This is a genomic window from Paenibacillus sp. J31P316, assembly GCF_056269105.1.
This window is the reverse complement of the sequence record NZ_JBWDNI010000030.1, coordinates 1-17,554: the sequence shown is the minus strand read 5'-3', so window position 1 is coordinate 17,554 and position 17,554 is coordinate 1. Positions and strand designations below refer to the sequence as shown.

At 55.7% G+C, this 17,554-nt stretch carries 10 protein-coding genes and 1 rRNA gene; 1 reads left to right on the top strand and 10 read right to left on the bottom strand.

What is annotated here, in order from left to right; all coding sequences use genetic code 11:
* The 10 genes from AC0YNU_RS32795 to AC0YNU_RS32750 form a co-directional block, all read right to left on the bottom strand.
* A 16S ribosomal RNA gene (locus AC0YNU_RS32795) occupies positions 1 to 91 on the bottom strand; the annotation flags it as partial.
* A gap of 358 nt (positions 92 to 449) precedes the next feature.
* Entirely contained in the window at positions 450 to 2,495 is a 2,046-nt protein-coding gene (ligA, locus tag AC0YNU_RS32790; protein WP_475764231.1) for an NAD-dependent DNA ligase LigA, read from the bottom strand.
* A gap of 48 nt (positions 2,496 to 2,543) precedes the next feature.
* Positions 2,544 to 4,901, bottom strand: coding sequence for a DNA helicase PcrA (gene pcrA, locus AC0YNU_RS32785; RefSeq protein ID WP_475764229.1), 2,358 nt, complete (start codon positions 4,899 to 4,901; stop codon positions 2,544 to 2,546).
* Positions 4,902 to 5,070: 169 nt separating this feature from the next.
* Positions 5,071 to 5,784: a heptaprenylglyceryl phosphate synthase gene (pcrB, locus tag AC0YNU_RS32780; RefSeq protein ID WP_475764227.1), complete on the bottom strand. Its 714-nt coding sequence runs from the start codon at positions 5,782 to 5,784 to the stop codon at positions 5,071 to 5,073.
* A 32-nt stretch (positions 5,785 to 5,816) separates the two neighbouring features.
* The gene (locus tag AC0YNU_RS32775; RefSeq protein WP_475764225.1) at positions 5,817 to 6,185 is read right to left on the bottom strand and encodes an STAS domain-containing protein; all 369 of its coding nucleotides are present in this window, start codon (positions 6,183 to 6,185) and stop codon (positions 5,817 to 5,819) included.
* Positions 6,186 to 6,201: 16 nt separating this feature from the next.
* Complete coding sequence (locus AC0YNU_RS32770) at positions 6,202 to 8,367, bottom strand: ATP-binding SpoIIE family protein phosphatase (protein WP_475764222.1); 2,166 nt, start codon at positions 8,365 to 8,367, stop codon at positions 6,202 to 6,204.
* Positions 8,358 to 10,187, bottom strand: coding sequence for an AfsR/SARP family transcriptional regulator (locus AC0YNU_RS32765; RefSeq protein ID WP_475764220.1), 1,830 nt, complete (start codon positions 10,185 to 10,187; stop codon positions 8,358 to 8,360). Before AC0YNU_RS32765 ends, AC0YNU_RS32770 begins: the two co-directional genes overlap by 10 nt.
* A 210-nt stretch (positions 10,188 to 10,397) precedes the next feature.
* A complete protein-coding gene (locus AC0YNU_RS32760; protein WP_475764218.1) occupies positions 10,398 to 12,941 on the bottom strand; it encodes a U32 family peptidase in 2,544 nt (847 codons plus the stop codon).
* A gap of 219 nt (positions 12,942 to 13,160) precedes the next feature.
* On the bottom strand, positions 13,161 to 15,053 hold the full coding sequence (locus tag AC0YNU_RS32755) for a copper amine oxidase N-terminal domain-containing protein (RefSeq protein WP_475764216.1): 1,893 nt from the start codon (positions 15,051 to 15,053) through the stop codon (positions 13,161 to 13,163).
* Positions 15,054 to 15,075: 22 nt separating this feature from the next.
* A complete protein-coding gene (locus tag AC0YNU_RS32750) occupies positions 15,076 to 16,200 on the bottom strand; it encodes a S1C family serine protease (protein ID WP_475764214.1) in 1,125 nt (374 codons plus the stop codon).
* Positions 16,201 to 16,435: 235 nt separating this feature from the next.
* On the opposite strand from AC0YNU_RS32750, the gene AC0YNU_RS32745 reads away from it, so the two are divergent.
* Complete coding sequence (locus AC0YNU_RS32745) at positions 16,436 to 17,404, top strand: sugar phosphate isomerase/epimerase family protein (RefSeq protein ID WP_475764212.1); 969 nt, start codon at positions 16,436 to 16,438, stop codon at positions 17,402 to 17,404.
* The last annotated feature ends 150 nt before the right edge of the window (positions 17,405 to 17,554 follow it).

The following is a 17,554-nucleotide window of genomic DNA, read 5'->3' as shown; positions in this document are numbered from 1 at the left end:
AGCTATCCCCGAAGGAATAACTCCGCTCGACTTGCATGTATTAGGCACGCCGCCAGCGTTCGTCCTGAGCCAGGATCAAACTCTCCATAAAAGTGGCCGAAGCCATTGTATAGAATAAGCTCGTTAGCTCATTACTTGCTAGCTTGTACGATCGACACAGTCAATCGTTTTAAAGCATTTGTTGGATTCTGACGTGATCCATATGTTCAGTTTTCAAAGAACTTGTTTTGTCGTGAACACTTGCGTGGTCACAAGAAAGTATATTATCAGCTTTCTTCTCGTTCGTCAACATCTTATTTTCTTTCTTATCGAAAGCGTTTGTTCGATGCTGCCGTGCGCCTCAAAAGCGACAAGAAGTAATTTACCACATCCATAAGCAGATTACAACTTGTAAAAAATAACAGAAGGCCGTTGTTAAGCACAAAAGCTCAAAAACGGCCTTCTCCCCCTTACTCGCCCAGCAATTTCAACAGTTCCTGTTCGTCTTCGATAACCGTAACGCCTAGCTCCTTGGCTTTGGTCAGCTTGCTGCCGGCACTCTCGCCCGCAATAACGAAGTCGGTTTTCTTCGACACGCTTCCGCTGATCTTGGCGCCGAGCGCCTCCAGCTTCTTCCCCGCCTCGTCCCTGGTCATGAGGGAGAGCGTTCCGGTCAGCACGACGGTTTTGCCGCTGAAGATACTGTCCGTTCTCGCGGGAGCGGTATTCTCCGCCTCAGCCTTGACACCAAGGGCAAGCATACGATCGATGTTGTCGCTAGCCGCCGGATCACGGAAGTAACTATAGATGCTCTCTGCCACTATACCGCCGACGTCAGGCAAACCAACAAGCTCTTCGACTTCAGCAGATCGAATGGCAGCCAATTGCCCGAAGTGATCGGCGAGCATTTTGGTCGTTGCTTTACCCGTGTTTGGAATCCCTAGCGCAAACAGGAATGCTGCGAGATCGCGGTCCTTAGACTTCTCCAGCGCCTCCACTAGTTTACGAGCCTTGCGATCGCCGAAGCGCTCGAGTCCGATAAGATCGTCATAGGACAGTGCATAGAGATCCGCCGGATCGCGTACGCCGCATTCGTCGAACAGCTGCTCTGCCGTCATAATGCTGAAGGACTCGATGTCCATTGCATCGCGCGAGGAGAAATGCGTAATGCGGGCAATCGTTTGCGGCCGGCAGCCGAGCTTGTTGGTGCAGAACAGATGTGCGCCGCGCAATTCCAGCAGCGTACCGCAGGATGGACAAATCTCCGGCACGATGATTTCTTGACCTGGCTCATCGTCCGCTTTACCCAATATCTCCGGGATAACATCATTGGACCGTCGAATGAAGACATGCGTCCCGAGGGCAAACTTCAAGTTCTTGCGTTCGATGTCGCCGATGTTATTCAACGTGCAATTCTGAACGGTAACCCCTGCCAAGTCCACCGCTTCGACCCGAGCAACTGGCGTGATTTTGCCGGTACGGCCGACTTCCCAAGAGACGGATTCCAAGATTGTCGTCGTTTCTTCCGCCTCGAATTTGAACGCTACCGCCCAACGCGGGAACTTGTCGGTATAGCCAAGCGCCTCGCGCGTGCGCATATCCGTTAGTTTGACAACGGCACCATCGATCAGAAAATCATGCTCATGTCGCCCCTCGGCCACGCGCTCAAGCTCCGACTGCACCTCTTCGATCGTGGACCAATAGCTTGTATAGGCATTCACCTTGAAACGGTTATCCTGTAGAAATTGAATCATTTCTTGATGCGTGTCGAACGAAACGCCGTCCGCGTAACCGACATTATAGAAGAATGCGCTCAGCTTGCGCTCTGCCGTAATCTTAGGGTTCTGGTTACGCAGAGCTCCGGCAGCCGCATTGCGGGCATTCTTGAGCGGCTCCGCCGCCGTTCGGTTGTACGCTTCAAGCACCGACAAATTCATAATGCCTTCGCCTTGCACTTCGATAATGCCGTCGGAGAACGGAATGGTAAGCGGAATGGAACGAATCGTCTTGACCTGCGCCAAGATGCCTTCGCCCACGACGCCGTTGCCGCGCGTGGAAGCCTGCACGAGGTTACCGTCCTCGTACGTCAAGTTCAAGGTTAGACCGTCAAACTTCAGCTCAATGACGTAGGACGGCTCAGGGAGCGGATCCGTGTCGGGATTCTTGGCGTTGTAATCGGCAATCGCGCGACGTACGCGAGCATTCCACGCCAACAAATCCTCGGCATCCTGCGCTTTGTCCAGGCTCCACAAACGCGCGCGGTGGCGGTGCGGGTCAAAGCCCTTCAAAATATCCCCGCCTACCCGCTGGGTCGGAGAAGTTGGAAGCGCATGTCCGGTCTGCAGCTCCAGCTGCACGAGCTCGTCATATAGCTCGTCATATTGCTTGTCGCTGATCGTCGGCTGGTCCAGCGTATAATAATTATGGCTGTGGAGCGTAATCAGATCGACCAGTTCGCGCATGCGCGTCAGGCTTGCCGAATCGGCGTTTTGTCCTGGTTCCATCGCAGTCGTCATTGACGTCCTCCCTCTCATATTCAAATCAACGCCCCAATACTGAGGCGGCTAAACCTTCTGAATCGGCGCATATGCGGCCATCAGCTTACGGATGCCGGTCGGCGCTTCGAAGGCTACTTTGAGCTCCTGCTCGCCGACTGCTCCCCTGACGTCCACGACTGTGCCTATGCCCCATTTGCCGTGGGATACTTTATCTCCGACGGCGAAGCTTACGCCGGCGGATGCTGCCGCATCCGGCGTTCTACCCGGGAGTGCAGGACGAACTACGCCTGCTGCTGGACTCGTACGCACGCCCCCGCTGCCGCTAGCTGGCGCACCCGTTCGCGGCGGCGATGCCGCCGGTCCGCGGAAACCGAAGCCGCTGCCGGTCGCCCCGCCTGATCTGCTTGCCCCGAAGCCGCCCCCGGAAAAACCGCTTCCTCCGCCTGCCGGTCTGCCGCGGCCCACAGCCGAAGCGTCCGTCTTGAGCTCGTCAGGCACTTCCTTTAGGAAGCGCGACGGCATGTTAGCGTTGGTCCGACCGAACAGCGTACGCATCCGCGCGCAGGTCAAGAAAAGCTGCTTCTCCGCGCGGGTGATACCTACGTAAGCCAATCGCCGTTCTTCCTCCAGCTCGTCGTTATCGTTCAATGCCCGGCTGTGCGGGAACACGCCTTCCTCCATGCCCACGATGAAGACAATCGGGAATTCCAGCCCCTTGGCGCTGTGCATCGTCATGAGCACGACGGCATCCTTCACGCCGCCCTCCGGCTCATCCTCGTCCATCGAGTCGATGTCCGCAATCAGCGCAAGGTCTGTCAGGAACGAAACCAGCGATTTGTCCTCATTGCGCTTCTCGAAATCTTGCGTTACGGACAAGAACTCGTCGATATTCTCGAGACGCGCCTTCGACTCCAACGTATTCTCGCGCTGAAGCTCCTCGCGATAGCCGCTCATCTCCAATACTTTCTCCGTTAATTCCGTTACGGATAGATACTCCACCATGCGCGTCAAATTCAGGATGATCTCTTGGAACTCCCGCAATGCAGTACGGGCGCGACCCGTCACGTCCAGCCAGTCAAGCTGCTCGAGCAGGTTGAAGACGGACACGCCGCGTATACCCGCTTCCTCCATCAGCTTCGCAACCGTAGTGTCCCCTATGCCTCGTTTCGGCACGTTAACGATCCGTTGGAAGCAGACATCGTCGTCCGGATTGGAAATGAGCCGCAGGTAGGCGAGCAGGTCCTTGATCTCTTTGCGATCGTAGAACTTCACGCCGCCGACGATTTGGTAGGGAATATCGGATTTGATGAGCATTTCCTCTATAACCCGCGACTGGGCATTCGTCCGGTACAGTATGGCATGTTCGCCATATTTGCGGCCTTTATTCACTTGCTGGCGAATTTGTCCGGTTACGAAATAGCCCTCGTCATGCTCCGTATCCGCTTGATAGATCATGATGGCTTCGCCTTCGCCCTGATCGGTCCACAGCTTCTTATCCTTACGAGAGCTGTTCAGCTTGATGACGGCATTGGCCGCGTTCAAAATATTCGACGTCGAGCGATAGTTCTGCTCCAGCAGAATCGCCTTCGCCTCCGGATAGTCTTCCTCAAAGTTCAAAATATTCGTAATGTCCGCTCCGCGCCAACGGTAAATCGATTGATCGCTATCGCCGACGACGCAGATGTTGTGATGCTTGTCGGCAAGCATATTGCACAGCATATATTGCGCACGGTTCGTATCCTGATACTCGTCGACATGGATATAACGGAATTTATTCTGGTAGAATGCCAGCACGTCCGGCTCGTCCTTGAACAGCTGGATCGTCTTCATGATCAAATCGTCGAAATCCAGCGAGTTGTTGCTCTTCAGCTTCTTTTGATAAGACGCGTAAATCTTGGCAACGATGCCATCGAAATAATCCCCGATCTTCTGCTCGAATTGCTCCGGAGAGATCAGTTCGTTCTTGGCCCCGCCGATCGCGGCTTGCACGCTCTTGGGTTCGAACTTCTTCGTATCGATATTCTGCTCTTTCATGCAATTGCGAATAACCGACAGTTGGTCGGCAGAATCCAAGATGGAGAAGCTGTTCGTGAATCCGATCCGGCCGATGTCCCTGCGCAAAATACGCACGCACATGGAGTGAAAGGTAGATACCCAAATATCGTTCGCGGACGGACCGACAAGCGAGCCTACCCGAAGCTGCATTTCTCTTGCTGCTTTATTCGTAAACGTAATCGCCAGAATGCTCCATGGCGCGACGCGTCTTTTCTCCATCAGATAAGCTATTCGGTGCGTCAGCACGCGCGTCTTGCCGCTGCCGGCTCCCGCCATTATGAGCAGTGGACCCTCTGTCGCTTGCACAGCCGCACGCTGCGGCGGGTTCAGCTTGCTGACAGCCTGATCGATGCTAAATTCATTCAACATAGTGAACACAAAACCCCTTTGTTCGCATTTGTTCGCCTATTCTCCAGTCTAGACAACCGCCCGGGATGTGTCAATTAGAGGTTCGAGGAAAAAAAGAAAACGGCCGTGATACGAAGGGCATGCGGTACAAAGCCCGAGTTCGTCATCAAAGCCGTTTGAATCGATGTGATTATTTGCCGTCGTACGATACTTCCGCAACTGCAGCGACCGTCGATAAAGCAGCCTCCAAGTTGTCGTAAATGACGTTCCCGACGATGACGGTGTGCGCAGCTTCCGCTGCCATCCGCGCTTTCTCCGCGTTGTCGACGCCCCCGCCGTAGAACAATCTTGCGCTCGTGGCTAGCCTCGCCGCTCGTTTGACCAGCTCCATGTCGCCGAATTTGCCACTGTACTCCATATAAATTATCGGCAACCGCATCAACCTGTCCGCCATATAGATGTGCGCCGTTACCGTCTCTGCATCAAGGGTTGTCCGCGCTCCCGTCAGCTTCGCAGCCTCGGCTTCCCCGTTCAGGATTATGTACCCTTCCGCTGACGTGCTCTCCCAGGGGATGAACGCCCCGAATGCGCGCAGCGCGCTGATCTGCCTTCCTGTCATCCACTCCGCCCGATCGGTGTTCAGGACGAGCGGGATGAAATAATGGTCGAAGCCGGGAACGGCTGCCTCTTCGCTGGAAACTTCCAGCGCGCAAGGAACCTCGTACCGCCGAATGCGGGACATCAGGTCGACCGTATTGTCGAACGTCACGCCCGTCGAACCGCCGACGATCACAGCGTCCGTACCGGACAGGCAAATCGCGTCCAGCTGTTCGTCAGTGATGGCGCGTTCCGGATCGAGCTTGAAGACATGCCGCCATGTTTCGTAAATCGCTTGAAGCTCCATGTTACCCTCCATCCTCTTCATGCTTGACGCCATTAAAGATTAAGCGCCTCAATTCGCTGCATGACCGCGAATTCGTTCGGATATATCATCATATATTCCGTCAGTCCAACCATCCGGAACAGCTTCTCGTAATGGGGGGTTACGCCCCAGGAAAACGTATGGACGCCGGCTTTGCTGCCCATGCGCGCCAGACGAATCAGCACAGCCATGCCGCCGCTGTTGATGTACTGCACCTTCGTCAAATCCAGCGCCAGGAATCGAACGCCCAAGCCCAGCTCCGTCTCCTGTTCCAAGACCGAAATCAGCTTTGCCTCCGCCGATTTCGTCAAATCGCCGTTCAGCTCAAGTACCATCCCGCCCTGGAATTTGCGCGTATGCATCGAAAAAGGTTGTTCTGCCACTGTGTTGCCTCCTCTTCTATATCGAATGCTCTTCCGGAGCGTTTCTCGGTTTGCGCATAAAATACAGCTCGGTATAGAATCCGCGCTCGTCCCGTCCCGTCGTCCAATAGTCGGCAAGCGAATCGATCATGACTAGTCCCCAGCCGCGGGGATCTTCGGATTCCAGCTTCTTGCGCATCTCCGCTTCGTCTCGGTTGAGACGCGGGAAGTAGCCTCCGCCTTCGTCATAAACGCGGCACACCGCAAGCATGCCGCCGATTTGGGCAATCAGCGTCACGTATTTGTTCGGCTGCAGTCTGTTGCCATGTTCAATGGCATTAATCATCGCTTCGCATATCGCGCTCTGCACGTCTTCGCGGATATCGCATTCCGGCCATCGTTCCTCCATCCAATCGCCAAGCTTCATGGCGATCAGGCGCTCGCTGCCAAGATTGCTGCGCAGCGACCATTCCCGGGACAGAAAGGGATTATCGAAATGTCCGGAGGCCGATCCCTGCTCGCCCGGCGAAAGGTTCAGCTTCGCAAGCACGCTGCGGTACTCCCCTGCCAGCTCGAGTACGACGACGGTCCTGTCGTCTTGGCCCGGACCGCATTCCTGATCGACGCGGGCAAGCCAGTCATCAATGACCACAGCGAGGTCCATCGCCGGCTTCCAAGTCGCAAGCTCCGCCTCAAGGCCTTCAAAGCTATACATATCTCCTTGTTGATTAACGGCCTCAATTAATCCATCGGTGTACAGCAGAAACCGGTCGCCGTCTTCTAGCTGCAGACTCATTTCCTCGTATTCGGCTTCCGGATCGATACCGATGGGAAGCGAGCTGCAGTCTACCGCCTTATATTGACCTTCCTTAGAAACAACGTAAGGCGATAAGTGCCCCGCGCTGGCGTATTGCACGTGATTATTCGTTAAATCGATGACGCCGACGCCGATCGTGACAGATCCGTCATCGCCCATGGCCTCGCAAAGCTGCCGGTTCATGCGGGCAAGCACCTCCGAGGGGCTGCCGCTTCGCCGGATCTCGGACCGGAAGACGAGCAGCTGCGCGGACATCAGGAGCGCGGCAGGCAAGCCTTTCCCGGATACGTCGCCGATCATGATCGCAAACCGGCTCGGCCCGAGCGACACCACGTCGAAGAAGTCCCCGCCTACCTCGCGGTAAGACTGGCAGCGGGCCGTAATCCGGTACGAACCTATCGTCAGGTCCCCGGGCGGCAGCAGCTTCTGCTGCACATTGTAGGCCAGCTTCAGCTCGCGTTCAAGCGACTCGTACTCGCGATTAATCCGGTTTTGCAGCTCATTGAAAGCGACGGCCAGTTCTCCCGCTTCGTCATGGAGAATGGCTGCCGCTTCGTTTCTCGGCAAGTCGTAGCCGCCCACCAGTCCACGGATACCGCGGATCAGCCTTCGCAGCTCTTCCCTGAATTGCATGGTTACGTAACTGAATAAGCTTAACCCCATTATAAAATAAAACATGGCGATGATGCCAAACTTGTAGGGCTCAGTGGGGTTATGTGGACTTGCCGTCACGATGGCCAGCTGAAGCAGGCTCAGGATCGTCACGACGAACGTGCTCGTATAGGTGATCACAAGCGGCTGAGCGACAGAAGCCCGGCCGTCAAATCCGCTCGGCAATGGCTGAAGCCGCATAAGTACCGGTCTCAGCGTGCGGCGGATCGAAGTAAATAGAATAATCGCCATGAAGATGAACAGGCCCTGCTCCCCTACGACTGTCCCGAGAAGCCGCAATCCGTCCGTCTGCTCCTGCATGATGCATGCTGCAATCTCCAGGCCATGGAACAAAACCGATAGCACCGAGCCGAACAAACACATGCCGGCGAACAGCTCATACGGAAGCCGGTACAGCCGAAGCAGCGCCATATTGGTTTGGCCCTCTTGGCTTTGGCCTGGAGTCGGACTAAATTGGACCTGCAGTAGAATGAACACCGGCTGCAGCCTTACGACGGAGAAACATAGGAGCAGCAAGCCCAAGACGAGTGCTCCTAGGCCCAAAATAACGAGCGGGAACGGGAACATTTTATTAAAATAGGAGTCCAGCAGCGCTTCCGCCCGCACAATGATCACACCGGCAAGCATCGTAATCAAGAAGACGGCAAGCAGACGATTGAGCAGCATCCCGTTGTAATAAACAGGCGGTTTCTTCTGCTGCGTCGTCATTTCCATAGCAGTTTCCTGACTTCTTCCAACGGCTCGATGCCGAGCTCTTCCTTCCAAATCCGTTCAAGCCGGCGGTACCAGCTGATCGCCTCGACGCGCCGGTTGCCGCGCAGACAAAGCCTGATCATGGCTTCGAACGCCTCCTCGTGTTCCGGCCGCAGCGCGATCCAATCGGACAGCCGCTGTTCTTCGCGCGCCTCGTCCTTCTGATCGGCATAGAATGCAGCCAGTCTTTTGAGCATCGTGGTCTGCCGGTCCAGCAGCTGCTCCCTCGTACGCTCCAGCCATTCTGCGTAAGGAAGCTCCGTCGCAAGCATGCCGTAAAGCGGTATTGCCTTCTCATAAAGCCGGCTTGCCGCCTCGTGGTCGTCCATCCAGAGCTGGTCACCGACGCGGGATAGCGTTATGAACGTCTCGACGTCCACGGATTCGACCGCCTGCTCCGAAATGCCGACCACCCCGCGCTTGGCGAATACAGCCTCCTCGTGCAGACCGATTTCCTTAAGCGCATTGCGTAAGTCATGAAGCGTTACGTACAGTTGATTGGAGCGCTTCGCGGGGTCGCCTTCGCCGAAAACCCGCTCGATGACCTGCTCGCGATTCGATTTATATGCCGGCTGCAGCAGCAAATACGCGAACAATTCGCCGGCTTTTCGCCGTTTCCAAACCGGTTCGGCCTGCTGGCCATCCTCCGTGCTGAAGCTAATGCCGCCAAACAGCTTGATTTTCCACTTCGAACTCACGCCCGAGCTTGTACCCGCGTTCGATTGTGCCGATGCGGCAGGTGCAGGCGGGCCCGGTGGGATCTCGCTTTCGCTTCCGCGACCGATGCCGCCGATACCATTCGCACTCGGCCGAAGACTCTGTTCTGGCCGGACATCTGCCGCAACCGCCGCGGCAGCCAGCCGCTCCTGCAGTTCGACGGACAGCCGCTGAGCCGCAGGCGTCGACAAGAGCCGATGCCTGCGTTCAAACAGCTGCAGCGCTTCCGACGCTGCTTCGGGCTGTTTCTCGGCCAGCAGCCGCCTGACTACGGCTCCTGCGGCATAAATGCCGCACTCGATATCATCCGCCAATTCCTCCGGCAGGCATTCTTCCGCCTCGCCTAACAGAACGGCCTTACTTAAATAGGCGTATCGTACGGGCAGCCGTTCGCATATCGAAGCATCGGGCTTCGAGCTGCCGAGCAGGTTAAGCACCGCGGCGGCCAGCGGCTGCTCTGCCGTATGCCGTTTCAACCAATTCATCCAGAACGGCCAGTCGGCATTCGACTGTATCCGCGGGTCGAAAATCCGGCTGTCGAGCAGCGCAAAGCTGGTCCACAGCGGCCTGCCCTCTTCCCGAAACCGTTCCACCGCCGCCATCATCAATCCCCGCGCATCTTCGAACCGGGATGGAAGGTCCGGCGTGCTGGCCGCCGAACGCGCCAACGCCCAAGGAACGAATCCGCTGCAGTGCTCCCGGTTGCGCGCCCATTCTTGCCCGAGCAGCGTCATGAACGGCTTGGATTCATGCAGATCTCCAACCTGAATATACAAGAGCCCAAGCATCGCCATCATCGTCAGCATCGCAGACTCGTCGGCCTGCGCGGCAAAGCCGCGAAGCGCGGCTTCCAACCTTTGCTTCGTTTCCATCGGCTGCCCGTTCAACAGTCTATGCTCGCATTCGGCGCGAAGCAGAAGGGGAGATTTCATTCTTATCTCTGACGGAATGGCCAGAAGCTGCTCGATCGTCGGCATCTGCCCATCCAGGATCGTTTGTTCTGCCTTCATTACTTGACCCAGCCATTGATCATGCTGCGATCCTTGATTGTTGTTCTGATTCATTGGCACCCTCACCGCGCTTCATTTATTCATCCAGGTCGTTATGAACTTGCAAACTGCCGTTTGTCCCTTTCAGGCGCTATTAGTTGCTACTATTCGCGTCCCTTGGTGCAAATTCCTCTCGGGATTGTCGAAATTAAACGTTTCCTGTAATCCTTCTTACCCAAAAAAAGAAAAAGAGAGACCCCGTTAAAGGTCTCTCCCACGATTCGCCTATTTCACCAACTGGCCTCTGGTAACGCCAAGCTGGTTGATCGCTTTCAGACTGCGCCACACCTGCGTGCCGCCGATGCGTCCGGCAAGCGCGTCGCTGTACAGCTCGATAACCTCTTCTACTTTATCGGCTGTTTCTTCCAAAAATTCAATACGAAATGACGATACGCCCAAATCCCTGAACTGCACCATATATTCCGCGCCGGACTGCTCAATGGCGTTGTAGACGGTATTCCGGCAGCCTTCGTCGACTCGGACGGGGTGGGACATGCCGATCCGATCCTGCAGGGAAGCACGGTGCTCCTCGCACGGACGTCCGCAGTTCGTATAATCCGTTCCCTCGCTCATGAAGGTGCAATATACGCAATGCTCCGTATGGAACATCGGCAGATGCTGATGGATGACGATCTCGGTCCGCGACGTATCGCTCGCACTCAGCAGGTCGAACATTTGCTGTACGTTCAAGTCGTACGAAGGCGTGATGAGATCGCAGCCCGCATCCAAGAACAAATCCGATGCCTTGTGGTTGGCCACATTCAGCGAAAAATCGCCGATCAGCTGCGGGAAGGGCTCGTTCGGATTAGCGGCCTTAGCGCGCAAATAGTAATACAACGCACCCGTATTGCGTACCAGTACCGCATCCGGTTTTAGCTTAAGAATGTTGGCGTGGTAGCCGTTCTCGCCCGGCATATGAATCCGCGGCGTCGCCAAGGCAATCGGCTTGCCCGCGCTCCGCGCAAGTGCCATCGCGGCAGGAAACTGTTTGATGAACTCGAAATCGGCATAGACCATGCCGACTTTCTCGGAGCGCACCGCCGCTTCCAACTGCGGCAAGCTGCGGCAAAGCACCGTCAGCTTGGCTGTGCGATCAGCCGCGGCGGCGGACGAAGCCCCGCCGCCTCGCGTATGGCCTGCGGCTCCGCTATGCGCGTCCCCGTAGACCTCGACTTGGCGCTTTACGTATACAGGCGGCTTCGGACGTTCGCCCGCCAGCAGCTCCGCGGCCTCGCGCCGCATTCGGTTCAGCTCGCGCATCGGCACGATCAGATCGCCGTCCAACTCGACGGCGAGCGTCTCCAGTTGGTACACCGTGCCACCCAGACGGCCAAGCTGCTCCCGCAGCAAGGCCTCGTCCATCGGGCGCTTCTCCGCATGCTCGAGCGGCAATTCCGATGTAACCTCGACCGTGTTGCCTTTCTCCACGTCGGTCCACCATGTCCGTAGCGGCTGCCCGAGTTCGCCGACGACTTTCAGGTCGAGCGGGAATACGCGGTACGGCTTCTCCGTCTCGAAGGTCGCGCGAAGCCGTCTATCCAACGCCGGATCGCTTGTCTTCCAGACGCGGTCACCCACATGGACGCGGCGCAGGTCCACGTCGTTGCGGCCGGGAACGATCTCGATCACGGTCCCTTCTTGCGCTTCGCCTTCCAGCTTGACTCCTTGCCTGCGGACGTCATACACGCGGCCGCCCTCTTCCTTCTTCGTCGGGTCGCCGGCGTCGAACACGATGCCGTCGCCACGCTTCAACGGAGCTTCAATCCGGCACACGATGGCGTCGCGCAGAATGCGCTCCACGCGACCGAGGTACACGCCGCGGCTCTTCGGAAACGTGCCTTCCACGAGCTTCTTGTTGTTCGTCCCTTCCAGGAACCCGGAAGTGAATCCGCGGGAGAAGCTTTGCTGCAGCTCGCGGATCTCTTCCTTCGAAGGCGCCGAGCGGTCGCCGTCGAAATATTTGTCGATCGCGCGTCGGTATTTGCCGACGACGTTCGCCACGTACTCAGGGCTCTTCAACCGTCCTTCGATTTTGAAGGAGGTCACGCCTGCTTCTATAAGGTCCGGCACGAGCTCGACGGCCGCGAGATCCTTCGGCGAGAGCAGATAAGCCACATCGCCCATCGGCTTATGTTCGCCGTCTACCATCAAGTCGTACGGCAGACGGCAGGCTTGCGCGCATTCGCCGCGGTTAGCGGAACGTCCGCCCCACATTTCGGAAGTAAGGCACTGCCCGGAGTATGACACGCACAGCGCGCCGTGCACGAACACTTCCATCGGCAGCTTGGCCTGCTCGCCGATCGTCTTGATCTGTTTCAGGTTGTTCTCCCGGCCAAGCACGACCCGTTCGATATCGAACGGCTTCGTGAACTCCACCGCCTCCGGCGAGGTGATCGTCATCTGCGTGGAGCCATGAATCGGAAAGTCCGGCGAAAGCTCCCGAATCAGCTTCACGAGTCCGAGGTCCTGTACGATCACGGCGTCGACGCCCGCATCGATGCAAGAATCGATCAGACGTTTCGCGTCTTCCAGTTCATTTTGGAACACCAATATATTAAAGGTCAGAAACCCTTTCACGCCGTAGCTGTGCAGGAACGCCATAATTTCCGGCAGCTCGTCGGTCTGGAAATTGTTCGCCCGCGCCCGCGCGTTGAACTTCTCCACGCCGAAAAATATAGCATCGGCACCGTTCGCCACTGCCGCCCGCATGCAGTCCCAGTCACCGGCCGGAGCCAGCAGCTCGACATCTTGCCGCTTCATTGTATTCATGTAAACGTCCGCCATCCTATCTTGCAAATCTCATATTTTCTTTCATTTTAACAGAGCGCAGGTGTAAACAAAAGCCGCCTTAACGGAGGAAACGGCTGGGGATGCGAGTTTAATTGCCGTATATGCCCATCTACCATCACATGTCTCCCGCTGCCAAATAAGACAGACGCCGCTCACGCTGTAGTTTATACAGCACGGAGCGGCGTCTGGGCGACAGAATTAATTGTTAAATTTGAAGGTGTTCACGACGGCATCGATTTTGCTTCGAACCGCGTCCGTGCTTTGAGCTTGTTTGAGAATGGAGGTCAGCAATACTGTTTTCCCGTTATGATCGATCGCGTAGTACGTGATTTCGAGCGGAATATCCGCATTGTTCAAGCTGATCACGGTTTTGTAAGCCGTAACGCCGCCGACCGTTGTCACGGTATTCGATTTAACTGCCGCTCCTGCTTTTTTCAAATCTTCGCTTTGCGTGACGGCCATTTGAACCGCTTGCGGATATTCGCTTGCCGTCATATCGTCCACGATCGAAATCGTGAAGCCCCCGTACGCGTTGTCGTATTCGACCTCTTCCGATTCGAAGTCCTTCTTCGTGCCGTACCAAGATTCCGGAAGCGTAATCGAATACCCGTATTTTTTGCTCGTTTTCGTAACGGTCAGCTGATTGAGCACATCGGCATCGTCGAGCTCGCTGAAATTCTTCTCCACGTAAGCGGTATCGATATCCAAGGAACCGACGATTTGACTGTACAATGTCCCGCCATCGGATGCGCCGTCAAGCGCATAGTAGAAATCCGCTTCGTATTTATGCGTGCCGTACACGAATAAAATCTCGTATTCTTTAAACCAATCTTTCTTGTCCCACGTATATTCGTAGCTCAAGACCTGCGCCGTTCCGTCGACAAGCTGGATGGTGGATTCGTTCAGGTTCCGGAAATAATCGGCCTGGAATTCATTCTCCATCTCTTGGCGGCTGCGGTCGAGCCAAGCTTCCGCGGTGTCGCCCGCTGCCAAGGAACTGATATTGAAGTTCATGTATCCGTCTTCGCTCAGGAATGTCGGGCTCGCGTTCTCTTCGTCGCGAATCCAGTCGACCGGCAGCTTCACCGACAATCCGTAATCTTTGTCGACAACGGAATAGTAGCCGTCCTTGACGCGAGTAACGTCCTTTACCGACTTGTCGCCGGACGGGAAAGATGTTTTAAAGCTGTCCAAAATGCTTTTGTACGCATTCAAGTCATCACGGGAATCGGATTGGACGCCGGCCCCGATCAAGTAGATGCGGTTCTGCGCTTGGAAGGCATGGTATTCGAAATACCACCCGTCGCGGTCTCTGCTGACGGTATTCTCGTAGCTGGAGCCGCCCGCGCTCACCGTCGTCGAAGATACGACGAATTCGGTCTCGTTGAAGTATTCCTTGATATGATCGCGAAGCTCTTGGCGCGTATATTCTTGATCGATATCGTCGATCGCAAGAAAGATGCTGCTGTCTTTGGCCACGGAGTTCCATTGCATGTGGCTGCCGTTATCGCTTTGAGCCGTAAGCACAAGATCGGACGGATAATTCATCGACCAGCCGTAGTAGCTGTCGCCGACCTTGGTTTTGCCTGCATCGGAGTCAATTCCCGACGTGTTCGAACCCGTGCTTGCGGACGAGCCGTCCGCTTTGAAGCCTTTAATCGTAATGTTATTTCCGTTTAGGGCAAGCGTGGCGCCGAATGCCGAGACGATTACGCGCAGCGGCACCATCGTAACGCTGTTCACGATTTTCGGTTCCGCCGTCAGCGTAACCGGGCTTCCGTTCACCTTTACGGTTTTGCTGCCGATCGTCAGGACGACGCTCGTTTTATTGTAGGAGAGCGTGATGATTTTGTTGTTTTCCAGCTTCAGGCCGGCTCCAAACGCTTTCGTGATGACGCTCAGCGGAACCATGGTCGTACCGTTCGATTTGAACGGTTTCTGAATGGTGGACGTCGCTCCATTCACCGATAGGGTCGGACTGCCGATCGCCAGCTTGATTTCCAGCGGAGCGGCGGAAGCGCCTGCGACAGCAGGAATTAGCGCGAAAATCATGCATGCGGTAATGAGTAGCGCGAGTAATTTCTTCTTCATAGGATTCGTTATTCTCTCCTTCTTATTGGGCTTGCGCCGTCGACAGCGTCAATTTCTTCGTTACGAGATCGCCGTCCGACTGAATCATGATATCGATCGTTTGACCTGGCAAATAGGCTTTGAGGAGCTCGTTAACCTCTACGATGGACGAGACTTGTTTCCCGGCAATGGAGAAAATTTGATCGCCTTCATGCAGGCCCGCTTTCTGAGCCCCGGCTCCCCATACGGATTTGATCTCGAGCGGATCGGTCGTCGGCAGTCCTACGAGCGCCGACCAGCTTTCTTCCAGCTCCGCGCCAAGCGCAGGACGCATCACATGGCCGTATTTGAAAAATTGATTCACGACATAGCGTACGGTGTCCGTCGGAATCGAGAAGCCGAGGCTTTCGACGCCATCGCTGACGAACTTCAAGGAGTTGATGCCGATGACCTCCCCGCGCATATTCACCAACGGACCGCCACTGTTGCCGGGATTGATAGCCGCATCGGTTTGGAGCAGCTTGTAATAGGAAGAGATCGAACGGTTCATTCCGCTCAAGACACCCGTCGTTGCGGTATTGCGCAGCGAAAAAGATACCGGCGTGCCGATGGCAATGACCGTTTCGCCGACCTGCAATTGAAGCGGTACCGGCGCGAACACGGCTGGTTTCAGCTTCGTGGCGTTGATCTTAACGAGCGCCAGATCGCTGGTTTCGTCGATGTTCATGCGCTTGCCTTGGTATTGCTTGCCGTCCGAGGTCACAACCACGATGTTGCTCATGTCCTTCACGACATGCGCGTTCGTGACGATCCAGCCGTCCGAATTCCAGATGACGCCAGTCCCGTGTTCCAAGGCGAAACGATTGTCGCCTCCCGCTGCCGCATACTTGCCGATGATGCCGACTACGGACGGAGATGCTTTCTTAATCACGTCCGGTACTTGCGTCTGCGGAGGTGGCGTATACGCATAGCTATGCGTTTTGGCGTCGTACGTGCCGCTGCCTCCGAGCGCCTTGGTGATCGAGCTTGCTTTCACGTACACTTCGCCGTTGATGACCTTCGCATCCAGCTGCGCAGATCCCGTCCCTCCGGCCGCCAAAGCCGTTCCTGTCATCAGCAGCGCCCCTGCCGCGATGATGCCGGCGAGCCGTAATCCTTTGTACCTCAATCCCGTTCCCCCATTCGATACTGTTCATAGTAAAAATTGCTAGTTTAATAGGTCTACTCTACTATATATGGATGAAAATGACAATAAGTTTGAAAATTCGATAAGCGTTTTCATTTTTGTCCTTTATGTATGCTTTTTTGTCATTGGCCCTTCGGAATCTTAACCTGGCATATTGCCCATGCTATAATGGATACAGACTTGCAGTACATAACCATTGGGAGGTAACTATACTCGTATGAAACTCGGCGTATTTTCCGTTCTGTTTGCTCAAAAATCGTTTGAAGACGCACTGGATTACATCGCTTCCAAAGGCCTGGATGCCATTGAAATCGGCACCGGCGGCTACCCAGGCAACGCACACTGCGATCCGGACGTGCTGCTTGCCGACGAAAGCAAGCTGAAAGCATTCAAAGACGCGATCGACGCACGCGGACTCACGATCAGCGCGCTTAGCTGCCACGCTAACCCGCTGCACCCGCAGAAAGCGATCTCCAGCGAGCATGACGCCGTCATCCGCAAAACGATCCAACTGGCTTGCAAGCTGGGCGTTCCGGTTGTCAATACGTTCTCCGGCTGCCCTGGCGACCACGAGGACGCTAAATATCCGAACTGGCCGGTTGCACCTTGGCCGAACGATTACCAAGAAATCCTCGACTGGCAATGGGAGAACAAAGTCATCCCTTACTGGACGGAGATCGGCAAGCTCGCAACGGAAAGCAACGTTAAAATCGGCCTTGAGCTGCATGGCGGCTTCTCCGTTCATACGCCTGCGACTCTTCTTCGCCTTCGCGAAGCAGCCGGCGACGCAATCGGCGCCAACCTCGATCCAAGCCATATGTGGTGGCAAGGAATCGATCCGGTTCAAGCGATCCACATCCTGGGCCGCGCCGGCGCCATTCACCATTTCCATGCTAAAGACACGTCGATCGATCCGATCAACGTTAACCGTCACGGCGTAACGGACATGCAGTCGTACGCGCTCATGCTTGACCGCGCTTGGCAGTTCCGCACGGTCGGCTACGGCCACGACCTGAAGGTCTGGTCCGACATCATCAGCGCGCTTCGCCTGGTCGGCTACGACTACGTCGTCAGCATCGAGCACGAAGATGGCCTGATGTCCGTGGACGAAGGCTTCACGAAAGCCGTGCAAAACCTCCAATCCATCCTGATCCGCGAGCCGCTTGGCGAAATGTGGTGGGTGTAAGCTTATAAGCAAAACGCATGTTGAAGAAGCCCCAGCTGCCTGGTCAAGACCCCATTTAGTGGACAGTTAGAAAAAGCCCTACCCAAAAAACTGTCTCCGGTATTGTGCCGGAGACAGTTTTTTTAATTTTCTTTGCGGACGATGGTTGTT